Annotated in this window: 11 protein-coding genes; 6 read left to right on the forward strand and 5 right to left on the reverse strand. The window is 68.5% G+C overall.

The window, feature by feature from the left end; genetic code table 11:
• Positions 1-93 precede the first annotated feature (93 nt).
• The gene (locus ABL308_02240) at positions 94-2,133 is read left to right on the forward strand and encodes a glycosyltransferase (protein XBQ16703.1); all 2,040 of its coding nucleotides are present in this window, start codon (positions 94-96) and stop codon (positions 2,131-2,133) included.
• On the opposite strand, the gene ABL308_02245 is transcribed toward ABL308_02240, so the two are convergent.
• From ABL308_02245 to ABL308_02255, 3 genes are read right to left on the reverse strand one after another with little or no spacing between them, the layout of a single operon-like run.
• Complete coding sequence (locus ABL308_02245; GenBank protein ID XBQ16704.1) at positions 2,102-5,188, reverse strand: efflux RND transporter permease subunit; 3,087 nt, start codon at positions 5,186-5,188, stop codon at positions 2,102-2,104. The genes ABL308_02240 and ABL308_02245 overlap by 32 nt on opposite strands.
• Positions 5,189-5,199: 11 nt before the next feature.
• The gene (locus ABL308_02250; protein ID XBQ16705.1) at positions 5,200-6,279 is read right to left on the reverse strand and encodes an efflux RND transporter periplasmic adaptor subunit; all 1,080 of its coding nucleotides are present in this window, start codon (positions 6,277-6,279) and stop codon (positions 5,200-5,202) included.
• Positions 6,276-6,851, reverse strand: coding sequence for a TetR/AcrR family transcriptional regulator (locus ABL308_02255; protein XBQ16706.1), 576 nt, complete (start codon positions 6,849-6,851; stop codon positions 6,276-6,278). Before ABL308_02255 ends, ABL308_02250 begins: the two co-directional genes overlap by 4 nt.
• A 194-nt stretch (positions 6,852-7,045) precedes the next feature.
• Between ABL308_02255 and ABL308_02260 the strand changes: the two genes are divergently transcribed.
• The 3 genes from ABL308_02260 to ABL308_02270 all read left to right on the forward strand — a co-directional run bounded on the left by ABL308_02260 (position 7,046) and on the right by ABL308_02270 (position 9,319).
• The gene (locus ABL308_02260) at positions 7,046-7,261 is read left to right on the forward strand and encodes a YqaE/Pmp3 family membrane protein (GenBank protein ID XBQ16707.1); all 216 of its coding nucleotides are present in this window, start codon (positions 7,046-7,048) and stop codon (positions 7,259-7,261) included.
• 48 nt (positions 7,262-7,309) lie between these two features.
• Positions 7,310-7,834, forward strand: coding sequence for a pyridoxamine 5'-phosphate oxidase family protein (locus tag ABL308_02265; GenBank protein XBQ16708.1), 525 nt, complete (start codon positions 7,310-7,312; stop codon positions 7,832-7,834).
• A gap of 132 nt (positions 7,835-7,966) precedes the next feature.
• Positions 7,967-9,319, forward strand: coding sequence for a hypothetical protein (locus tag ABL308_02270; GenBank protein XBQ16709.1), 1,353 nt, complete (start codon positions 7,967-7,969; stop codon positions 9,317-9,319).
• 80 nt (positions 9,320-9,399) lie between these two features.
• Here ABL308_02270 and ABL308_02275 read toward each other — a convergent pair whose 3' ends face one another.
• Positions 9,400-13,677, reverse strand: coding sequence for a translocation/assembly module TamB domain-containing protein (locus ABL308_02275; GenBank protein ID XBQ16710.1), 4,278 nt, complete (start codon positions 13,675-13,677; stop codon positions 9,400-9,402).
• Positions 13,674-15,434, reverse strand: coding sequence for an autotransporter assembly complex family protein (locus ABL308_02280; protein ID XBQ16711.1), 1,761 nt, complete (start codon positions 15,432-15,434; stop codon positions 13,674-13,676). The genes ABL308_02275 and ABL308_02280 overlap by 4 nt, the downstream gene beginning before the upstream one ends.
• A 226-nt stretch (positions 15,435-15,660) precedes the next feature.
• Here ABL308_02280 and ABL308_02285 point away from each other — a divergent pair, with 226 nt between their 5' ends.
• Both ABL308_02285 and ABL308_02290 read left to right on the forward strand, forming a co-directional pair.
• Positions 15,661-17,007: an efflux RND transporter periplasmic adaptor subunit gene (locus tag ABL308_02285; protein ID XBQ16712.1), complete on the forward strand. Its 1,347-nt coding sequence runs from the start codon at positions 15,661-15,663 to the stop codon at positions 17,005-17,007.
• Positions 17,004-20,390, forward strand: a complete 3,387-nt coding sequence (locus tag ABL308_02290; GenBank protein ID XBQ16713.1) for an efflux RND transporter permease subunit — start codon at positions 17,004-17,006, stop codon at positions 20,388-20,390. Before ABL308_02285 ends, ABL308_02290 begins: the two co-directional genes overlap by 4 nt.
• The last annotated feature ends 1 nt before the right edge of the window (position 20,391 follow it).

Consider the following 20,391-nt stretch of genomic DNA (forward strand, 5'->3'; position numbering starts at 1 on the left):
CCCGTTGGCGTCCCTCGCGGCGAAACCTAGCACGAAATCTAAATCGCGCCGCATTTGACGGTAAAGAAAACCTTAAACAAGGTAATCGGGTTCATGTGGCGTGCAGACGCCGCAAGAGGGGCGGAAATCGGGCAGATGGCCGAGGACGACAAGCAAGGATCGCCGACCACCCAGGCGCCGCCGCCCCCGCCGCGGCCGGCCACCGTCAAGGCGCGCCTGCGCGAAACCCCGCCGCCGCGGCCCGACCGCATCGAGCCCGGCAAGGAAGAGGAAGGCCGGATCGACCGGGCCGCCTTCGACTCCATGGGCCGGGCGCAGGATTTCTTCCGATCGGTGGATTCAGCGCCCAAGGGCGTGTCGGTCGCCCGGCCGCGCATCGTACAGGACGCCGCCCTGGTCGTGTTCGGCGCGATCGCCGTCGCGCTTTTAGCGCTGCCCGAGCTGTTCACGCTCACCTTCTTCCTGATGCCGAGCGATTTCGTGCTGTTCTCGGTGGACCGTCTGAACGCCATCCTGCCGGTGCGCACCTTCTTGCTCGCCTTCTTTCTCACCTATGCGCTGTTCGCGTTCGGCGGGATCGGGAGCAAGCTCAAGCTCGCCTTCCTGTTCACCGCGAAGTTCGCGGTCGCCTGCGCGATCATCGACGGGGCGAGCTGGGCGAGCTGGCGCTTCGCGGACGCGGTCTGGCCCATCCACTTCCAGCAATTCCTGGCCGGCATGGCGGGGCTCGCCATCTTCCCGCACACGGTTCTGAACAACGCCCGCCTGCCGGTGGATTCAGGCGTGCCCAATCTGCGCGAGGGCAGGTTTCACGAATACGCGCTGGTGCTGGTCACCGCCTTCATCGCGGCGGTGATCGCGATCATCGTCGCGACGGTCTATGAGGACACCGCCGACGAGCTGCGCGCCATCGCGCTTCTGGGCGGGATGGGGCCCGGCGTGTTCCTGGCCCAGCAGGTGATGACCGGCCAGCTCGCCACGATCGGCTGGCTGAGGAACATCGTCTCGCGCCGCCGCAAATACGCCCCGCCGGTCGCGGTGCTGATCCCCGCCCATAACGAAGCTCACCAGATCCGCGACACCTTGAGGGCCGTCGATCGCGCGGCGGGCAAATACGCCGGGCCGGTCCGGGTGGTGGTGATGGAGAACAACTCCACCGACGAGACCGGCCGGCTCGCCGAGGCCGTGCTCGCCGAATGCGGGCATATCGCCGACTACGTGGTCGATCAGAGCAAGATCCCCGGCAAGGCGCGCGCGCTCAATCGCGGCCTCGATCTCATCCATGAAGGTTTCGTGGTCCGCATCGACGCGGACACCGAGATCGGCGACAACGCCATCGCCGTCGCCATGCGCCATTTCGCAAACGACAATGTCGGCGCGGTCGGCGGCCTGCCTCTGCCTCATGAGGACGAAGGCCTTCTTTCGAAGATCCGCGCGGTCGAGGTGCTGCTGCGCCACGGCTTCGTGCAGGTGAGCTTCGGCGCGTTCGGCGGGATTTTCGGCCTGCCGGGCATGTTCGTGATCTACCGCAAGACCGCGCTGGACGAGGCCGGCGGGTTCGTGGAGGGCATGAACGGGGAGGACACCGACATCACGCTGGCGATGACCTCGCTGGGCTACCGGATGGTCTCCGATCCCAAGGCGAAGTTCTACACCGAGACGCCCGACACCGTCGCCTTCCTGCGCGAGCAGCGCACGCGCTGGTTCCGCTCGCTCTATCACGTGACCGCGCACAATCGGTCCGTGCTGTTCACCAACGGATCGATCATCGGCTCGGTGGTGCTGCCCTTCACGCTTCTGAACGGGGCGCGGCGGGCGATGATGGCGCCGCTGCTGATCTACGGCTTCATCGTCTGGGCGCTGTTCGGCAACGTCTATTCCCACCCCGACTACGCCACGGTGGTGGCCGTCGTGCTGGGCATGCCCTTCATCCTGGCGATCACCGTGCTGATCGTCTGGCGGCGCTTTGATCTTCTCTGGGTGCTGCCGCTCTATATGGGCTTCAGATTCCTGCGCTCGTACTACACGCTGGGCTCGACGCTCTCGCTGATCTACCCCGCCAGGAAAGACGAGCGCGCCTTCAAGGCGGGCAAGCCCAGGTTCAATCCCGAACCGCCTCCGCCCGCACCCTGAAAAACAGAGCGTAGAGCACCGGGGTGGCCACCAGCGTCAACACGGTGGCGAAGGCGAGGCCGGAGATGATGGTCACGGCCATGCCTTGGAAGAAGGCGTCGAGCACCAGCGGGGTCATGCCCAAAATCGTCGTGCCGGCGGCCAGCATGACAGGCCGGAGTCTGGAGACCGAGCCTTCGCGGACGGCTTCGAACCGGTCCTCGCCGCGGGCGATGCGCTGATCGAGCTCGTCGACCAGCACGATGGCGTTCTTGATCAGCATGCCCGACAGCGACAGAAGGCCCAGAAGCGCGGTGAAGCTGAACGCCACGTTCGTGACGAGAAGCCCCACCGTCACCCCGATCACGCTCATCGGCACGATCAGCCAGATGATCAGCGGCTGGCGCACGGTCTGAAACAGCAGCACGGACGTGACGATCATCACCAGAAGCGAGAACGGCAGAACCGAGCCCAGGGACTGGTTGGCCTCGAGATTCGCCTCATGCTCGCCGCCCCATTCCAGCGTATAGCCGCGCGGCCGCTCCACGCTCGCCACGATCGCGGAGAAGCGTTCGAAGGCTTCGGCCGCCGTTTCGCCGGGCATGGGGTTGGCCTGCACGGTCAGGGTCCGAACCCGGTCGCGGCGCTGGATCAGGGTCTCCTTGGCGACCAGATCGAAGCCGTCGACGACCTGGCCCATCGGCACATAGGCGTTCTGCGCCGGGCTCCAGATCAGCCGGTCTGACAGGTTCTCGGGCTGGGCGCGTTCGTCGGCCGGGGCGCGCGCGAGGATCGGGATGAGATTGTCGCCTTCGCGATAGACCCCGACCTGCTCGCCTTCGGTGGCGAAGCGCAGCGCTTCTCCGACGTCTGCGCGGGTCACCCCGATCGTGCGGGCGCGGGCTTCGACGATGCGCGGCTCCAGCGTCAGCGCCTTGTTGCGCCAGTCGATCCTGAGATCCTGCACCTGGCCTTCGGCGCGCAGGCGGGCGGTCACCTCGTCGGCGATCCGCCGCAGCGTGGCCGCATCGGGGCCCTGAAAGCGCGCTTCGAGCTGGGCGCCGGCGGGCGGGCCGAAGACGATGCGCTCAGCGCGCGCTTCGATGTCGGGATGGGTTTGCCGGGCGTAATCGACGATGCGCTCGGCCAGAGCGGGAATGTCTTCAAGCCCTTCGGTGCGCACCACCAGCTGGCCGTAGGCCGGATTGGGCTGCTCGCTCATATAGGTGAGCATGAAGCGCGTCGCCCCGCGGCCCACGAAGGTGTCCACCGTCACCGCCTCGGGCTGGGCGGCGGCGAAGCGGGCGATGTCGCGCAAGGTGGCGTCGGTCTCGAGGATGTCCGCGCCCTGCGGCTCGGTCACGTTGATGTAGAAGATCGGCGTGTTGGAGTTCGGAAAGAAGCTGTTCTTTACAAAGCCGAAGCCCCAATAGCTCGCGATCGTCACTGCGATCAGCGCGGCCACCGTCAGCCAGCGCGCGCGCAGGGCGCCGGTCAGTATGGCGCGATAGGTCGCGTAGATCGGCCCGGCGTAAGGATCGCCCTCGACCGGCTTTTCGGACTTGAACAGGTGATAGGCGATCATCGGGGCGACCGTGATCGCAAGCACCCAGCTCAGGATCAGCGAAATGCCGATCACCGCGAAGAGCGAGAACAGGAACTCCCCGGTGGAATCGGGCGACAGCCCGATGCCGGAGAACGCCATGATGCCGATGATCGTCGCGCCCAGAAGCGGCCACTGGGTCGAGGCGACCGCTTCGGTGGCGGCCTGCATGCGCGGCTGGCCGCGGCGCACGGCGATCTGCACGCCCTCGGTGACCACGATGGCGTTGTCCACCAGCATGCCCATGGCGATGATCAGCGCGCCCAGGGAGATGCGCTGCATGGTGATGTCGAAGGCGGCCATGAAGCCCAGCGTGCCGAACACGGTCAGAAGCAGCACCGCGCCCACCGTCACCCCGGCGCGCCAGCCCATGAACACGCACAGCACGCCGATCACGATCGCCAGCGACAGGGCGAGATTGATCAGAAAGCCGTCGATGGACTGATCGACCACCACGTGCTGCTCGTAGATCGGTTTGAGCTCGACCCCGACGGGCAGTTCGGCCATGAGCAGGTCCAGCCGGGCTTCGACCGCGTCGCCCACGTCGACGATGTTTGCGTCGGCCAGGCCTGAGATCCCCACCGTGAAGGCGCGTTCGCCCTGGTGGTAGATGTACTGGTCGGCGCGCTCGACGGGCCCGCGGCGCACGGTGGCGATATCCGACAGGCGCAGCGTGCCGCCCGCATCGCCGGGATTGATCAGCAGCGCCTCCATGCTCGCCACCCCGCCGATGCGCGGGGGCATGTCGATGGACAGAAGCCGCCCGCCCGCGGGCGTCTCGCCGGCGCTGACCACGGCGTTCTCGGTGGAGAGCGTCTCCAGCACCGCGCCCACGGGCAGGCCCAGCCGGGCGAGATTTTCCTGCGGGATCTCGATGAAGATGCGCTCTTCGGGCACCCCGGCGAGCTCGACCTTGGAGACGCCGTCCACGACCAGAAGCTCGCGGCGCAGATAGTTCGCGATGTCGCGGATCTCCGCATCCGAATAGCCCGGCGCGACCACCGCGTAGAGAATGCCGTAGACGTCTCCGAAATCGTCATAGACTTGGGAGGGGCCCGCGCCGGGCGGCAGCCGGCCCTGCACGTCCTCGACGCGTTTTCTCAGCGCGTCCCAGATCTGGGGCAGCTCGGCGCCGTCGTATTCGTCGCGGATGCGCACGCGGATCTCGCTCACCCCGGGCGCGGATTCGCTGATCACGTCGCGCAGCTCGCCCATTTGCTGGATGGCGGTCTCCACCCGCTCGGTCACCTCGCGCTCGACCTCCTCGGCGGTGGCGCCGGGATAGGGGGTGAAGACGATGGCTTCCTTGATTGTGAAGGCGGGGTCTTCCAGCCGGCCGACCGTATCGAACCCCCACACCCCGCCGAACAGGCAGAACAGCACGATCAGCCAGGCGATCACCGGCTTTTCGATCGAAAGCCGGGCGATCGCGCCGCGCCGGCTGGCCGGGGCGGAAACGTGTGTTTCGCTCATCGCTGAGTTCCCTAGCGCGCGCCGCTGGCGGTCCGGCTGACCGGCTGGAGCGGACGCACCTTCATTCCGTCATGAAGCGCCGTGACCCCGGCGGTCACGATCTGCTCGCCGGGACGAAGCCCGGTTTCAACCAGGACCGTCTCGCCGGTCACGGGGCCCACCCCGACCCGCCGGGCGCTGACTTCGCCGCTCCCCGGATCGTAGACGAACACCACGAAGCCGCCGTCCGGCGCCGCGGCGAGCGCGCTCACCGGCGCGCGGACCGCGTCGGAGACGGTGTCCGCGTCCGGCTCGATCAGGATGCGCACGTTCGCGGTCATGCCGGGCAGGATGTTCGCCGGGATGTCGCCGGGCAGGGCGAAGAGCGCGGTGTAGGTCTGGCTCGCCCGGTCGGGCTCGGCGACCAGCTCACGGAATTCAAGCGCGAAGGTCTGATCGGGCAGGAAGGGAAAGCGCGCGGTCATCTCGCGCGGCTCGGTCTCGTCCACCAGGGCGAGCACGCTTTCAGGCACCTGGATCGCCACGCGCAGCTCGGAGACGTCCTGCAGACGCACGACAGGCTGGCCGGCCGCCACGGTGGTGAAATTGTCCACCAGCCGCCGGCTCACCAGCCCTTCGAACGGCGCGGAGACCGCAGCGTAGTCGAGATTCTGCCGCGCATTGTCCAGCGCGACGGCGCGCAGGTCGTAGGCCGTCTGCGCGTCCTCCAGCGCGGCGTCAGATGCGATGCCGCGCGCATGCAGGGTCTGCTGGCGCTCGAGATTTTGCCGGGCCTGCTGAAGCTGCACCTGCGCCTCGCGCAAAGCGCGCTCGAAATCCTGGGTCTCGAGCCGGGCGACCAGAGCGCCCTCCTCGATGATCTCGCCCTCGCTGACGGGGAAGTCGGCCAGCCGGCCGCCCACCTGGAAAGCGAGATCGACGGTCAGCCGGGCCTCGACACGGCCGACGAATTCGCGCACCGCCGCGCTTTCCGCCGGGCGCACGATCTCGATCCGCGCCGCGCGAACGGGCGCTTCGGCGTCGGGTTCGGGCGCGCCGCAGGCGGCGAGCGCCAGCATCAGGCCTGCGAGGGGAAAAAGACGGGCGGTCATCGCGAAGGCTCCGAAACCAGCGACAAAAGCCGGGCTTCGACCGCGGCGCGGTCGTCCTCGCCGATCACGTCGAGCCCCAGAATGTCTGAGAAGTGCAGCCCGTCCGCGGCCAGCAGCACGACGCTCGCAAGCACCGGGTCGGGGGCGTGGGCGATCAAGTCCTCACGGATTGCGGCGAGCGCGTCGCGGATCGGGTCGATCAGCTCGGGGTTCTCCGCGATCGCGGCGAGCAGGCCCATGGAGACCTGCCGCTCCATGTCATCTTCCTTCTTGCGGAGCAGCGCCTGGACCATGCCCTGAAGCGGCGAGGTCCCGTCCGCCTCGGCCTGTTTCATCGCCGCGGCGTGATCCTCGGTGAAGCTCGTCACCATGCGTGCGACCATGCCTTTGATCAGGTCGAGCTTGGAGGGGAAGTTGTAGAGCACCCCGCCCTTGGAAAATCCGCTCTCCTTGACCACCGCGTCGATGGTCAGCCGGCGCGCGCCCTCGCGAGCCACCACGCGCTCGGCGGCGTCCAGGATGAGGTCAGGCGTGCTGGGCCTCGCGTCGTCTTTTTCGGTTTCGGCGGCCATGGGGTGCGCTCGCGATCTGTTTGCTGCACTGCATCTATACCGTCTGGACGGTTTTGACAAGATAAACCGTCCAGACGGTACAAATTTTATGTCATGAGGGGCTACAGACGCGCGATCGGCGCGGAACGCAGGCGGCGGCCTACGCATTGTCCGCAAACCACAAACCTCCCCATGAGCCGCGAACGGAGATTTCGATGGCCGGACCTAATACGCACACTCACGACCATTCCGGCGGAGGACTGACCGGCGGAGACGTCTTCCGCCTGATCCTCGCGATCATCCTGCCCCCGCTTGGCGTGTTCACCCAGGTCGGCTTCGGCCTTCATTTCTGGCTGAACATCGTGCTGACGCTGCTGGGCTACATCCCGGGCATCATCCACGCGATCTGGATCATCGCGACGCGCCGCTAGACATCGCGCGTCGCCCCAGACCCTTTTCAAGCTGCAACGAGGCTTTCAATGACCGACGTCGCCGCATTCAAATCCGATCCCCAGGCGGCGATCTTCGACGCCATGGACGACGCGATCGCCGTCATGCTGGGCAATCCCAAGCAGGGCCGCACCTTCCAGCCGATGAGCCCGAAGGTGGACCGCGCCGCCAGGGTCGTCCGCTTCTTCGTCGCCTCCGACAGCGACCTCTATGAAGGCCTGAAGGGCGGCGAAGCGACCGCGGACGTGGTCTGCAACGTCGTCGCGCCGAAATTCGACCTGTTCGCCTCGATCGAGGGCGAGCTGGTCGACGCCACGCGCGTGGACCTGGTCGACAAGCATTTCGACAAGACCACCGAAGCCTGGTTCGAGCGCGGCAAGGACGATCCCAAGCTGCGCCTGGTCGAATTGAGGCCCAAACAGGCTGAAGCCTGGGCCTCCAGCGACGACACCGAGTGCTTCTCCTGGGAGATCGAAAAGGCCGCCGGCGAGGAGACCACGCCCGATGTCGGCGCCCGGCTGACGGCGGACTTCACCGCTCACAAGGCGGCCTGACCCCTCACGCTTCGTGACGAAGCTGTGAAATTACAGAGCGCGCTGACCGGTTTTGCTTCACCGGTCAGCGCGCTCTTGCTATCGGGCTAGCCGGTGCGCGCTCTGGCGCGCGAGGGGTACCGGAGTCCGACCATGACCGATATCGCGATCCTCGGCGTGCCGCTGCTTGCGCTCGTCGGATTCAGCTTCGCGGCCTACGCGATCGTCGCCAACGACGTCATCCAGACGCTGGGCACGTTCCTCGCCTCGAACTCGAAACGCTCCTGGGTCGTGCTCTGGGCGTTCGCCAGCTCGATCATCGTCGGCGTGATGCTCTACGGGTATTTCGGCTATCAGGGCGACATCGCGTTCGATCGCCTGAACTCCATCCCCTACCCCGACGCCGGCATCCAGTGGTACCACGTGCTGCCCCCGCTGGTGCTGCTGATCCTGACCCGGTTCGGCATACCGGTCTCCACAACCTTCCTGGTGCTCACCATCTTCACCCTCACCGGGGGCGCGGCGACTGCGGGCGTGCTGGGAAGCATGCTGGTCAAGTCGCTGCTGGGCTATCTCGTCGCCTTCGGCGCGGGCGCGGTGATCTTCCTTCTGATCTCGCGCATCTTCGAAAAATGGGTGTCCCGCTCCGACGTCGACGCCGAGCACTCCCCGCCCTGGGCGATCCCGGGCGTGGCGGGGCTGATCTGCGTGCTGGTCTATCTTCTGGTCGCCGGGCCGGCCCTGCCCGACCTTGCGAACGCGAACTGGGTCGCGGCGGGGATCACGGCCGTCGTCGCGGTCGCGATCGCGTTTCTGACCAACCGGTTCAACACCTGGTACGTGCTGCAATGGCTCTCGACCGGTTTTCTCTGGTCGCAATGGCTGATGCAGGACCTGGCGAACATCTTCGTCTACCTGCCGCGCGAGACCGTGGTCGGCCCTGACGGGGACGTCACCGTCACCTTCTCGATCGGGCTTCTGATCTTCGCGACCCTTCTGATGGTCGGCCTGCACGCGATCATTTTCGCGATCCGCGGCGGCGAGATCCAGAAGATCGTTCTGTCGAAGACCAACACTGTGGACGTGCGCTCGGCCACGGTCGTGGACTTCATGTTCGGCATCGTCCTGATGTACTTCAAGGAGATCAACGACATCCCGATGAGCACCACCTGGGTGTTCCTGGGCCTTCTGGCCGGCCGGGAGCTGGCGATCAGCTTCGTCACCGATCTGCGCGGCGCGTTCAGCGATCCCGCCGAGCGCGGCTCGGCCTTCTTCGACGTGATCACCGACGCGATCCGGGCGGGCATCGGCCTCGTCATTTCCGTGGCGATGGCGCTGACCCTGCCCTTCCTGGCGACCGGCGAATGGCCGGATATCGGCCGGGCCCTGTTCGGCGGCGGCAAGGAGATCGTGGAGACCAGCGAGGATCCGCTCGCCGATCCGGCCGAAGTCCCCGTCGGCGACAGCCTGCCCGAGGAAAGCCCGGACGGCGGGCCGGAGCGGTAGTCGCCCGCACCGGCCCGAAAGCGCGGCCTCGGCTCCATACCGGCGGAGCCCGGCGGCGCGGTTCATATCGGCTTGGACAGCTACCCGCCCAGGCGTTGCAGAACCTGCGCGGGCCGGTCCTCCTCGGCAGGCGGAGCCGCGTCGGCCTCTCCGTCTGCGGGCTCTTCGTCCCTCTCGCCGCCGCCGAAATTGAGGCCGAAAATGTCCAGCCGGTCGAAGTCGAACAGCCCGTCCTCGCCGAACGGATTGTCGTCGTATTCGGTGCGCCAGCTCACCGCCACGCTCGCCTCCCCGTCCGCGTCCACGCGCGAGAGCAGGGTGAAGCGGCGGGTCAGCTCCCACTCGATCGTGGTGGCCGGCGCGGCGCTGGAGGTGCCGGACTCAAGTTCGAGATAGACGTCTTCGCTGATATAGCGCCCACCCGCGACGACCGTGTCGCCCTCGGCGTCCTGGCGCACGCCCAGCTGATCCAGGCCCGAGGCCTGGCGCAGCGCGCCCAGCGGATCGAACCCGCCGCCCGAGCCCGACAGCGAGGCCAGCGAGGCGGCGAGCTGCGCCGCCTGAAGCCCGGAGAGATTGGCCGCGCCTTCGCCGAACAGGATCCGGCTCGCCACCTCGTCAGGCGGCAGGGACGGCGTCGAAGCCAGCGAGATCGAAGGATCGGTGACCGTGCCGTCCACCACGATGCGCGCGGTGATGTCGCGCTCCTCGCGCACGGCGGTGAGATCGAGGCTCGCCTCGCGCGGATCGCCCTGAAGGCGCACCACGCCGCTTTCGATGTCGAACACACGGCCCAGAAGATCGGCCCGGCCGCGCACCGCGCGCACCACGCCGTAGACTTCGGGATCGTCGATCGTGCCGCCGATGGCCAGCTCCGCGCCCCATTCGGTGTCGAAGTTCGCGCCGCGAACGAAGATGCGCCGCGGGGCGTCGACCTGATATTCCAGCGCGATCACCGCCGCGCCGGTGGGGTCGTCATCGGGCGGGCGCACGCCGGCGGGCACGTTGACCTCGGTCACCTCGATGCTCGGGATGGCGGGCCGGCCGGCGTCGGGCGGGCTCACCTCGGCGCGGTCGATCTCCGCCCGGCCGGAGACCAGACCCTCGCCGTCCGAGAATGTGAAATCGACATTGCCGGTCGCCACCGCCGAAACGTCGTCGCGGTCGACGACGCGGAAATCGGTGAAGTCCGCCTCGGCGTCGACCGACAGACCGCCCGCGAACTCAATCGTTCCGCCGCCCGTGAGCCGGCCGCCCTCGCCGTCCACGGCGCTCAGTTCGGTGATCTCCGCCCGGCTCTGGGTGAAGGTCGCCGCCATCGTCAGCTCGCGCAGATCGAGCCCGGTGGCGGAGTCCGAGAAGGACGCATCGCTCAGCCGCGCCCGCCCCGACAGATCCGGATCGCCCACCGTGCCGGAGACGTCCGCGAACACGTCCGCCCGTCCGGTCAGGGCCTGCCCTGCGCCCAGATGGAACGCCGCAAGGCTGCCGATCCGGCCGTCCACGCGCGCGCTGGCCTCGATCGGATTGGTCTCGTCGGTGAGATCGGCGGGTGAGGACACCGGGCCGGTGACGATGCGGCCCTGCGCGGTCGCGGTGAGCTCCGGCCCGTTCGCGCTGACGTCCAGGGTCAGCGCCTCGGTGGTCAGGTCCAGCGCCACACGGCCTTCGATCGGCCGGTCATAGTCCGCCAGGCCCGGCTGCAGGCCCTGTCCCGTGATCTCGCCCTGCCCGGTCCAGACCCCGCCCTCGCGCACCAGATCGAGCACGCCCGACAGCGTGCCTTCCACCGGCTCGCGCGCGCGGCGCAGCGACAGGACGGCGGCGGGCACGGTGTCCAGCTCGGCGTAGAGGCGGGTGGTTTCTCCGCCCTCGAACGACACCCGCGCCCGGCCTTCGCCGACGCTCAGCAGCGCGTTCGCAGAAAGCGGATCGCCGGTGATCGTGATCGGCTCGAGGCTGGCGAAGTCGACCGGGCCGTATTCGCCGGTCAGCATTGCGGTCGCCTCCAGCGGACCGCCCGCGAGCTGCACCCGGCCTTCTGCGTCGATCTCGAAGCGCGCGCCATAGGCGCCTGCGGCGTCCAGCGTGAAGCGCGCATCCTCCAGAGGCCCGGTCAGGGTGAGGTCGAACTGGTCGAAATAACTCAGATCGCCTGCGATCAGATCGGTCGCGCTCGCCTGAACGTCGACCTCGCCGTTCGCGACGGTGACGGAAACCTCCAGCGCGCCGAAGCCTTCGGACGGCGCGACATTGAGGTCGGCGGTGATCGTCTCGGGCCCCACTTCGGCGTCGCCCTCGACGGTCAGCCCGCCCGCCTGTCCTTCAAGGCCCGTCAGCGACAGGGTTTCGCCGCGGCGTGCGAAGTCGGCGCTGAGATCGACCGGGCCGCGCGGGCTTTCCCCGGTCAGCCGGGCTTCGCCGGAAAGATCGTCGAGCGGCCCTGAGGTGCGCACGCGCAAGCGCGCGCCGTCGACCTGCACCGGGCCTGCGCTGACGCGGCCGGCCTGCGCGTCGATGCGCGCGTCCAGCCCGCCGGGGGAATAGGTGGCTTCGAACGCCGCTTCCAGCGTGCCCGCCAGCGACACGCCGCCGACAGGGCTTTCGCCGGAATAGGCCGCCTCGCCTTGAAGCGTATAGGTCTCGCCCTCGATCGCGCCCGTCGCGTCCACGGCGAGGTCGGGGCTTTGCGCCTGCACGCGTTCGAAGAACAATGCGCCGTCCGCGGTGCGCGAACCGGTCACCCGCGCTTCGATCGGGCCGGACAGCCGCTCGGCCAGCGCGCCTGCCGGCTGGAAACCTGAAATCTCGGCTGTGAAGTCCACCGCGCCATCGAACGCGCCGGACGCCGTCACGTCGACCGCGCCGCGCCCGGCGAGCTGATCGGTCAGCGTGTCGGCCCGGAAGCTCGGCGAGGCCGCTTCGATGTCGAAGCGCTCGGCGCCGATATCGACGAGACCCGACAGCGAGATCGGCCCCGCCGCGCCGTTCAGCGCCGCCCGGTCGATCCGAAGCCGCTGAGCGTCCTGATCATAACGCACCGCCGCGTCGATGCCCGGCGCGGACCCGAGCAGGTTTGCGATCGTCTGGTTGTCGTGCCGGACGCCCTCGGTCTGAAGATCGCCCTCGATGGTGAGATTTTCGGTCGGCCCGGCAACGCTGAGCGGTCCGGAGACTCGTCCGAAACGGTATTCGCCGGGCAGATCGAGATCGCTCGCGGCGACGTCGCCTGAGAAGCGCCAGCTCTCGCCGGACAGATCCACGAGACCGTCCTCGACCTGAACCGAAGACGCGGCCACTTGCCCGTCCGTCGCGGTCGCCACGAGCCCAGCCCCGGCGCGGCCCGAAACCCGATAGCGCCGCTCGCCCGCCGGGCTGATCGTGAGGTCGGCCTCGGGCGCGCCGAGTTCGAGCGTGAAACTGTCGAGATCGGCGGTGTTGATCGCCCCGTCGAGCGGCAGGCTGAGCTGAAAATCCGCAGGACCGCCCAGAAGCGTCTGAAGCCGTTCGAACTCCGGCCAGATCGCCGGCCGCACGCGGCCCGAAGCGGTGAGCCGTTCGGCGCTCCAGTCCACGCGGGCGTTTACGGCCGCTTGCCCGCCGATGACGATCCCGGCCTCGCCCGATCCCGATTGCAGATCGCCCGAGGCGTCCACCCGCACCGTCGCGCCGCGGTCGGGCGCGCGCAGCAGTTCGGCGAGCGGACCGCCGGGCGCAGCCTCGAGCGTGCCGTCGATCTCGATCGTGTCGCGATAGACGAAGTCGAGATCGATCTCGTCGCCCGCCGCGTCGAGCCGGGTGGCCTGAAGCCGCCCGGACCAGCCGCCTCCGGCGTTGGAGACCGCGGCGTCCACCGCGTACTCGGCTTCCGGCCCGGCGACGCCCTCGGCGAGATAGACCGTGCCGATCGAAATATTGTCGAGCGCCAGCTCCCAGTCGAAGCTTCCGCCGCCGCTTTCCTGCGGTTCGCGCTCGGGCCGGCGCAGGATCTCGATCCGCTCCGCGCCGATCGCCTCGATCTGGATGCGCCGGTCGAGCAGCGCCAGCCAGTCCCATTCGACGGTCACGTCCTCGGCGATCAGCCAGGGACCCTCGCCGGTCTCGATCGCCAGCCGGTCGATCTGGAAATCGCTGAACAGCGCGCCGTCGATCCGCCCCAGATCAAGCGTGCCGTATCCGGCCACCTCCCGGCCGTCGACATAATCGCGCACGAGTTCCCGGCCGAGCGGGCCGGTGACGAGCAGGACCGCGCCGACCGCGAGCAGGATCACGAAGGTCGCGATCCCCGACAGCCAGGCCAGCGGGCGGGCGATCAGCCTGCGCTTCTTGCGCGCCGGAGTTTGCTCTTCAGCGCTCAAAACGATTGTCCGATCGAGATGTAGACCTGAACCACGTCGTCGCGCTCCCGGGGATCGAGCGGGGTGGCGATGTCCACGCGCAGGGGACCGAAGCCGGGATAGTAGCGCAGCCCCAAACCCGCGCCGTAACGCATCGCACCGAAATCGGGCTGGCTGTCCTCGGTGGCCGCGCCGCCGTCGACGAACACCACCGCGCCGAAGCGTTCGTTATACCGGTAGCGCACCTCGCCGCTCACCTCGGCCAGCGCCGCCCCGCCGAACGGTTCGAGCACGTTGGTGATCGGGCTGGGCCTGAACGGGGACAGGCTCTGATAGGCGTAGCCGCGCACCGACCCGCCGCCGCCGGCGTAGAAGCGCTCGTCCACGCCCACCCGGAAGGCCGACGCGCCCTGCAGCGTGCCCACCCGCACCCGGCCGGCGAGCACGATCTTGTCGCTAACGCCGCGATAGCCCCTCAGCCCGCCCACGAGCCGGACGAAGCGCACGTCGTTATCGCCGAACGACCAGCCCGGCTCGGCGGCGAGATCGACGAATACACCGTTTCTGGGATCGAGCGGATCGTCGCGCCCGTCATAGGCCGCCCCGATCGGCGCGGAGAGCGTGTTCAGCCGCCGCTCGCCGCGCGCGTCGCGGATCTCGGCGGTGGAGAACTCCACCCCGGCGCTCGCGCTGATGCGTTCGGTGACCTGGCGGGTGAGCGTAGCGCTGGTGCGCACCACGTCCTGGTCGAAGGCGTCAGTGCGCTCCTGGGCGGCTTCGGCGAACAGCGTCAGCTCCTGGCCGTACTGCCTCCAGTGGGGCGCGACGAACTCCGCAGACACCGAGCGTTCGAGTTCGGCGAGCTGGCCGGCGAGGGTCAGAAGCTCGGCCTGGCCGAACAGATTGCGGCGCGTCCAGGCGATTTCCGCGCCGATCCCTTCGTCAGTGGAATACGACGCGATGCCTTCCAGCCTGTGCCTGGGCGCAGGATCGGCGCGAACGTCCACCAGCCGGTAGCCGTTCTCATCCTCCACGCCGGCGGGTGCGAGCCGGGCGTCGGCCACCGCGATCGCTTCGAGCCCCTGAAGCCGGCTCGCGAACTCGGCCAGCGCCGGCCGGCTCGCCGGTTCGCCGATCTCATAGGGAGCGAGCCGATCGATGTATTCAGGATCGAGCTCGGCCAGGCCGCCGGCGAATTCGGGATCGCCGAAGCGGATGAAGTCGCCGGTCCTGAAAAGAAAATCGGCGAAGGCCTGATCGACCGCATGATCGACGATGATCTCATGATCGCCCTCGGCCGCGTCCGGATAGCCCGAGCTGCGCAGCTCGGCGAGCACGCGGGCGCGGGCGTCGATCACGCCGCGCGCGGTGATCGGATCACCGACCGCGAGCCCCAGCGCGCGGCGGGCTTCAGGCTCCGGCGGCGGCGCACCCGCGGGCTGGTCGAAAACCACCTCGACCGAGCCGAAGGTGAATTGCGGGCCGGGCCGCACGCGGATGACGGGCCGCTGCGCCTCGTCCAGGCGCGGATCGACCACGGCGGCGTAATAGCCCTGGCTTTCAAGCCAGAGCCGCGCACGTTCGGCGGCGTCCTGCGCCCGCTCGCGCGCGCGGAAACGATCTTCAGCCGGATCGGCCTCGCCCAGCGCTTCGGCCAGACCGGCGCGCAGGCTGCGGTCCTCGATCCCCTCGATGCGCGCCATGGGCGCGGCGGTCGAGGCTGCGCTCAGGCACACAGCTGCGATCAGGGCGAGCGCGGTCGCGACTGCGGGCGGCATGGCCGCGTTACAGGAACTTCGAAGCAATGCGTTCATTCGTCAGGCGGTCTCGCGCCCCCTCGGCCTCGCTGAACTAACACGCGCGAGCGAAATTCGTGACACGGAAGCGGCGCCGGGCGTGGTTTTTTCCCGATCGGCCGCTCTGTGACTGGCCGTCGCCGCGAGCGGGTGTAAGTTGCGCAACTTGAGCCGTCGGCGAACGGCGTTCGATTCGGAAGATGCGTTCATGAGCGAAGAATGCCAGCGATTGCGGCAGGACGATGCCCGTCGCGAGGCCGGCGGGGATGGCCGGAGCGAGGATGACGGCCGCGGCTGGATCGGCTGGCTGCAGATCGCCGCTGTCGTGCTCGTGGTGCTGATCGCCGTCGCGCTGACGGTCTGGCTGTCCAATCAGGGCGGCGAGGCGGGCGAACGTCCGCCCGAGCGCCCGCCCGTCCCGGTGCGCGTGACCGAGCCGGTCGTCGCCGATCATCAGGTCGATATCGAGGTGACCGGCACCGTCACGGTCACCGCCTTCGTCAATCTCGTCCCTGAAGTCGGCGGACGGGTGATCGAGGTGTCCGACGCGGTGCGCACGGGCGCGAGCTTCACCGCCGGGGAGATCCTGTTCCGCATCGATCCGCGCGATTACGAAGTCGCGCTGACCCGCGCCCGCTCCCAGCTCGCCACCGCGCGCAGCCAGTTCGCCCAGACCCGGGCCGAAGCCGAGGTCGCCCGCGAAGAATGGGACAATCTCTATCCCGGCCAGCCGATCACCGCGCTCGCCGCCCGCGAGCCCCAGCTCGAAGCTGCGCGCGGCCAGCTCCTGTCGGCTGAAGCGCAGGTGCGGCAGGCTGAGCTCGATCTCGAGCGCACGACGTTCTCCCTGCCTTTCTCCGGCCGGATCACCGAAAGCCGGCTCGAGGTCGGCCAGCAGCTCGCACCCGGCCAGTCCTACGGCACGGCGTATGATTTCGAGGCGGTGGAGCTGGTCGCGCCGGTTCCTCCCACCGATCTCGCGCGCATCGGCGCAGCGACCGGACGGCCCGCCCAGGTCCGGCTGGAAGCGGGCGGTCCGGTGTTCGAGGCGGTCGTGGCCCGTACAGGAGCCCGGCTCGACGCCCGCACGCGCTTCATCGATCTTTATATCGATCCCGGCGCGGAAGGACGCACCCTGCAGCCGGGCCTGTTCGCCGACGTGCGCATTCTCGGTCCCGAACTCGAAAACGTGATGATCCTGCCCGCCAACGCCGTGATCGGGCTCGATCAGGTGCGTCTGGTGGAAGACGGCGCGATCGTTTCAGAGCGCGTGCAGGTGCTCGACCGGCCGCGCGGCCGGGTCATCGTCCGGCCGTTCGATATTCATGACGGCTTGATCGTCTCCCCGCTGCCTGAAGGCGCGGAAGGGCGCGACACCGAAATCGTCGAGACTGTCGAACCGCCCGCCCCGGAGTTCGACCCCGGCTACGCGCCCGCCCCGCCTCTGCGCGATGCGAGCGGCGAGCGCCCCGACAGCCCGGCCGAAGCCGAGGCGATGGAGGAAGACCGCGAGACGCTCGCCCCGCCTGAAGACCGCGCCGGAGAGCGCGGATGAGCGAGACCGGCGGCGCAGATCGCGACGAGCAGATCCCGCCCTCGGCCGGATCGGGCTGGCCTGGAAAGGGGCTGGTGGGCTGGTTCGTGAAGAACCCGGTCGCCGCGAACCTGTTGATGATCCTGTTCCTCGCCGGCGGCGCCTTCACCGCGGCGACGATCCCGACCGAGGTCTTCCCCACCCTCTCGCCCGGTCAGGTGCAGGTCAGCGTGATCTATCCCGGCGCCACGCCCGGCGACGTGGAGGAAAGCGTCACCCGCCGCATCGAGGAAGCGGTGCTGGGCATCGACGGCGTGGAGCGCGTGCGCTCGGTGGCCTCTGAAGGCCGGGGTACGGTGACGGTCGAGCTGCGCCAGTTCGCCGACGCCCAGATCGTCAAGGACGATGTCGAAACGGCGGTGGACTCCATCGCCGACTTCCCGCCCGCCGAGGCCGAACAGGTGCAGATCCGCGTGCCCCAGCCGGTGACCACCGTGCTGACCTTCGCGCTGACCGGCCCGGTCAGCGAGCGCACCCTGCGCCAGGCCGGCGAAATGGCCGAGCGCGACCTGCTCACCCGGCCGGAGATCACCACCGTCTCGCTGCGCGGCGTGCGCCAGTACGAAATCTCGATCTCGGTCAGCGAGGACGCGCTCAGGCGCTACGGCTTGAGTTTTTCGGAAGTCTCTCAGGCCGTGCGCAACGCTTCGCTCGACCTGTCGGGCGGGGAGATCCGCACTGCGGCCGGCGACATCCTGCTGCGCACGAACGCCAGGCGCGAGACCGGCGAAGCGTTCGAGGACGTGATCGTGCGCTCCTCGACCAGCGGTGCGCGGGTGCGTCTGGGCGATGTCGCCGAGATCCGCGACGGGTTTCAGGACGAGCCGCTGATCAGCGAGTTCGACGGCGAGCCGGCCGTGTTCGTCGACGTGCAGATCCAGGGCAGCGAAGACTTGCTCGACGTGCGCAACGGCGCGGTGGCCTGGCTTCAATCCGATCCGGCCCTGCCTGAAGGCGTGACGGCCACCATCGCGTCAGACCAGTCCAAGGTCTTCCGCGAGCGCATCGCGCTTCTGGCGCGCAACGCCATCATCGGCTTCACGCTCGTCTTCCTTCTGCTGGTGCTGATGCTCGATCTGCGGCTCGCCTTCTGGGTGGCGATGGGCGTGCCGATCTCGTTCCTGGGCGGCTTCGCGCTGTTCGGCGCGGCGGGCGTGACGCTGAATTTCATCACCACGTTCGGCCTCATCGTCGTGCTCGGCATTGTGGTCGACGACGCCATCGTGGTGGGCGAGAACACAGACCGCGAGCGCACCAAGGGCCGAACGCCCGAGGAGGCCGCCATCGCGGGGGTGACCGGCGTGGCCGCGCCGGTCTTCGTGGGCGTTCTGACGACCATGGCCGCCTTCGGTCCGCTGATCTTCTCCGGCGGTGAGTTCGGCGAGATCACCCGGCCGATCCCGATCGTGGTGATCTGCATTCTCGCGGTCTCGCTGGTCGAGGCCTTCCTGATCCTTCCCAGCCACCTGGCCCATGGCCGGGACTGGTCGCGCGGTCCGCTGAAGAAGATCCAGGACAGCGTCGCGAACGCCCTGCGCCGCTTCGCCGAGGGGCCGGTGGCGAACTGGGCGCATTTCGCCGCGAAGACCCGCTATCTGGTGGCGCTGGGCGGGATCGCGATCCTGGCGCTGGTGATGTCGCTGGCGGTCACGGGGATCGTGCGCTTCGTGTTCTTTCCTTCGATCGATTCAGAGCAGGTGATCGCCAACCTCACCTTGCCCGAGGGCGCGCCGTTTGAAGAAACCCGCCGCGCCGCCGAGCGCATGGTCGAGGCCGCCGAGGCGCTGCAGGAGAAGTACGAGGAGGCCGGCGCGCCGGCGATCGACAACATCCTGGTGACCATCGGCGGGCGCACCAGCCTGTTCGGCGGGCCGGGGTCGACGCAATCGACGACGGTGGCGTCCAACATCGCGCAGATCGAACTGCAGCTCGCCGCCGCCTCACGCCGCGATATCGGGTCGAGCGAGCTCGAGGCCGAATGGCGCGACCGGATCGGCCAGCTTCCCGGCGTGGAGCGGCTGACCATCGTCTCCTCGGCCGGTCCGCAGCAATCGGACATCGCCTACGAACTCAGCCATCCCGACAACGCCACGCTGGAAGACGCGGTGCGCCGCTTCGCCGAGGAGCTGGGCCGGATCGAAGGCGTCACCGAAATCGACGACGGCTTCGATCTGGGCAAGCGGCAGCTCAATTTCACGCTGACCCCGGCGGGCGAAGCGGCGGGCCTGACCCCGTCGGACATCGCCCGGCAGGTGCGTCAGGCCTTCTTCGGCGAGGAAGTCCAGCGCATCCAGCGCGGCCGCGACGAGGTGCGCGTGTTCGTGCGCTATCCCGAACGGCTGAGGGACGATCTCGCCGCGCTGAGCGAGCTGCGCATCCGCCTGCCGCAGACCCTGCAGCCCGCCGCCGAGCCCGGCGCGCCGCCCGAGCCGTCCGAGACCGGCGCGCTGCCGCTTTCGGTGGCCGCGGCGATCACCGAGACCCGCTCCTACACCCAGATCGAGCGCATCGACGGACGCCGCGTGATCGAGGCGACCGCGGACGTGGACGAAGCGATCATTACCCCAGGCGAAGCGCGCGGGATCGTGGAGAGCGAGATCCTGAACCAGCTGGTGGAGGATTACCCGGGCCTGGAATACCGGCTGGCGGGCGCGGGCCGCGAGCAGCAACAGGATTTCGCCTCGCTGGGCCAGGGCCTGATGGTGGCGGTGCTGATCATGTACGCGCTCCTGGCCACCCAGCTGCGCAGCTATGTCCAGCCGCTGATCATCCTCATAGCCATTCCGTTCGGCGTCGGCGGCGCGATCCTTGGCCATTTCCTGTTGGGATACGACCTCTCCTTCCCCTCGATCTTCGGGATCGTCGCGCTGTCAGGGGTGGTGGTGAACGCCTCGATCGTGCTGATCGACCGGTACAACATCAATGTCGGCGAACGCGGGATAGATCCCATCGAGGGCGTCGCAGAGGCGGCCAGCCGGCGCTTCAGGCCGGTGCTGATCACCACGCTGACGACCGCGCTGGGCCTGCTCCCGATCATCACCGAGACGAGCCCTCAGGCGCAATTCCTGGTGCCGATGGCGGTCTCGCTGGGCGCGGGGCTCGTCTTCGCGGCGATCTCGATCCTGATGCTGCTGCCCGCCTTCGTCCTCATCGTGGAGGACATTCGCGCCCATCAGCTCGACGCCTTCCTGATCGCGCTGGCGGTGATCGTCACGTTGGCGGGCTTCGCCGTGCTGGGCGCGTTCGGCACCCTGCTCGTCCCGGTCGCGATCGCGGTGATCGTCTGGCGCGTGATCGCGGCCCGCAACAGCGGGCGCACGATCGCCGACGCGCAGACGGTCTAGG

The organism is Oceanicaulis sp. (genome assembly GCA_040112665.1).
In the GTDB taxonomy this organism is placed as follows: Bacteria; Pseudomonadota; Alphaproteobacteria; order Caulobacterales; family Maricaulaceae; genus Oceanicaulis.

What these genes read in the sequence shown, in the direction of transcription:
- ABL308_02245 (XBQ16704.1), bottom strand. Translation starts at nt 5,188, where the DNA reads ATGAGCGAAACACACGTTTCCGCCCCGGCCAGCCGGCGCGGCGCGATC.
- ABL308_02255 (XBQ16706.1), bottom strand. Translation starts at nt 6,851, where the DNA reads ATGGCCGCCGAAACCGAAAAAGACGACGCGAGGCCCAGCACGCCTGAC.
- ABL308_02285 (XBQ16712.1), top strand. Translation starts at nt 15,661, where the DNA reads ATGAGCGAAGAATGCCAGCGATTGCGGCAGGACGATGCCCGTCGCGAG.
- ABL308_02240 (XBQ16703.1), top strand. Translation starts at nt 94, where the DNA reads ATGTGGCGTGCAGACGCCGCAAGAGGGGCGGAAATCGGGCAGATGGCC.
- ABL308_02265 (XBQ16708.1), top strand. Translation starts at nt 7,310, where the DNA reads ATGACCGACGTCGCCGCATTCAAATCCGATCCCCAGGCGGCGATCTTC.
- ABL308_02250 (XBQ16705.1), bottom strand. Translation starts at nt 6,279, where the DNA reads ATGACCGCCCGTCTTTTTCCCCTCGCAGGCCTGATGCTGGCGCTCGCC.
- ABL308_02280 (XBQ16711.1), bottom strand. Translation starts at nt 15,434, where the DNA reads ATGCCGCCCGCAGTCGCGACCGCGCTCGCCCTGATCGCAGCTGTGTGC.
- ABL308_02290 (XBQ16713.1), top strand. Translation starts at nt 17,004, where the DNA reads ATGAGCGAGACCGGCGGCGCAGATCGCGACGAGCAGATCCCGCCCTCG.
- ABL308_02270 (XBQ16709.1), top strand. Translation starts at nt 7,967, where the DNA reads ATGACCGATATCGCGATCCTCGGCGTGCCGCTGCTTGCGCTCGTCGGA.
- ABL308_02260 (XBQ16707.1), top strand. Translation starts at nt 7,046, where the DNA reads ATGGCCGGACCTAATACGCACACTCACGACCATTCCGGCGGAGGACTG.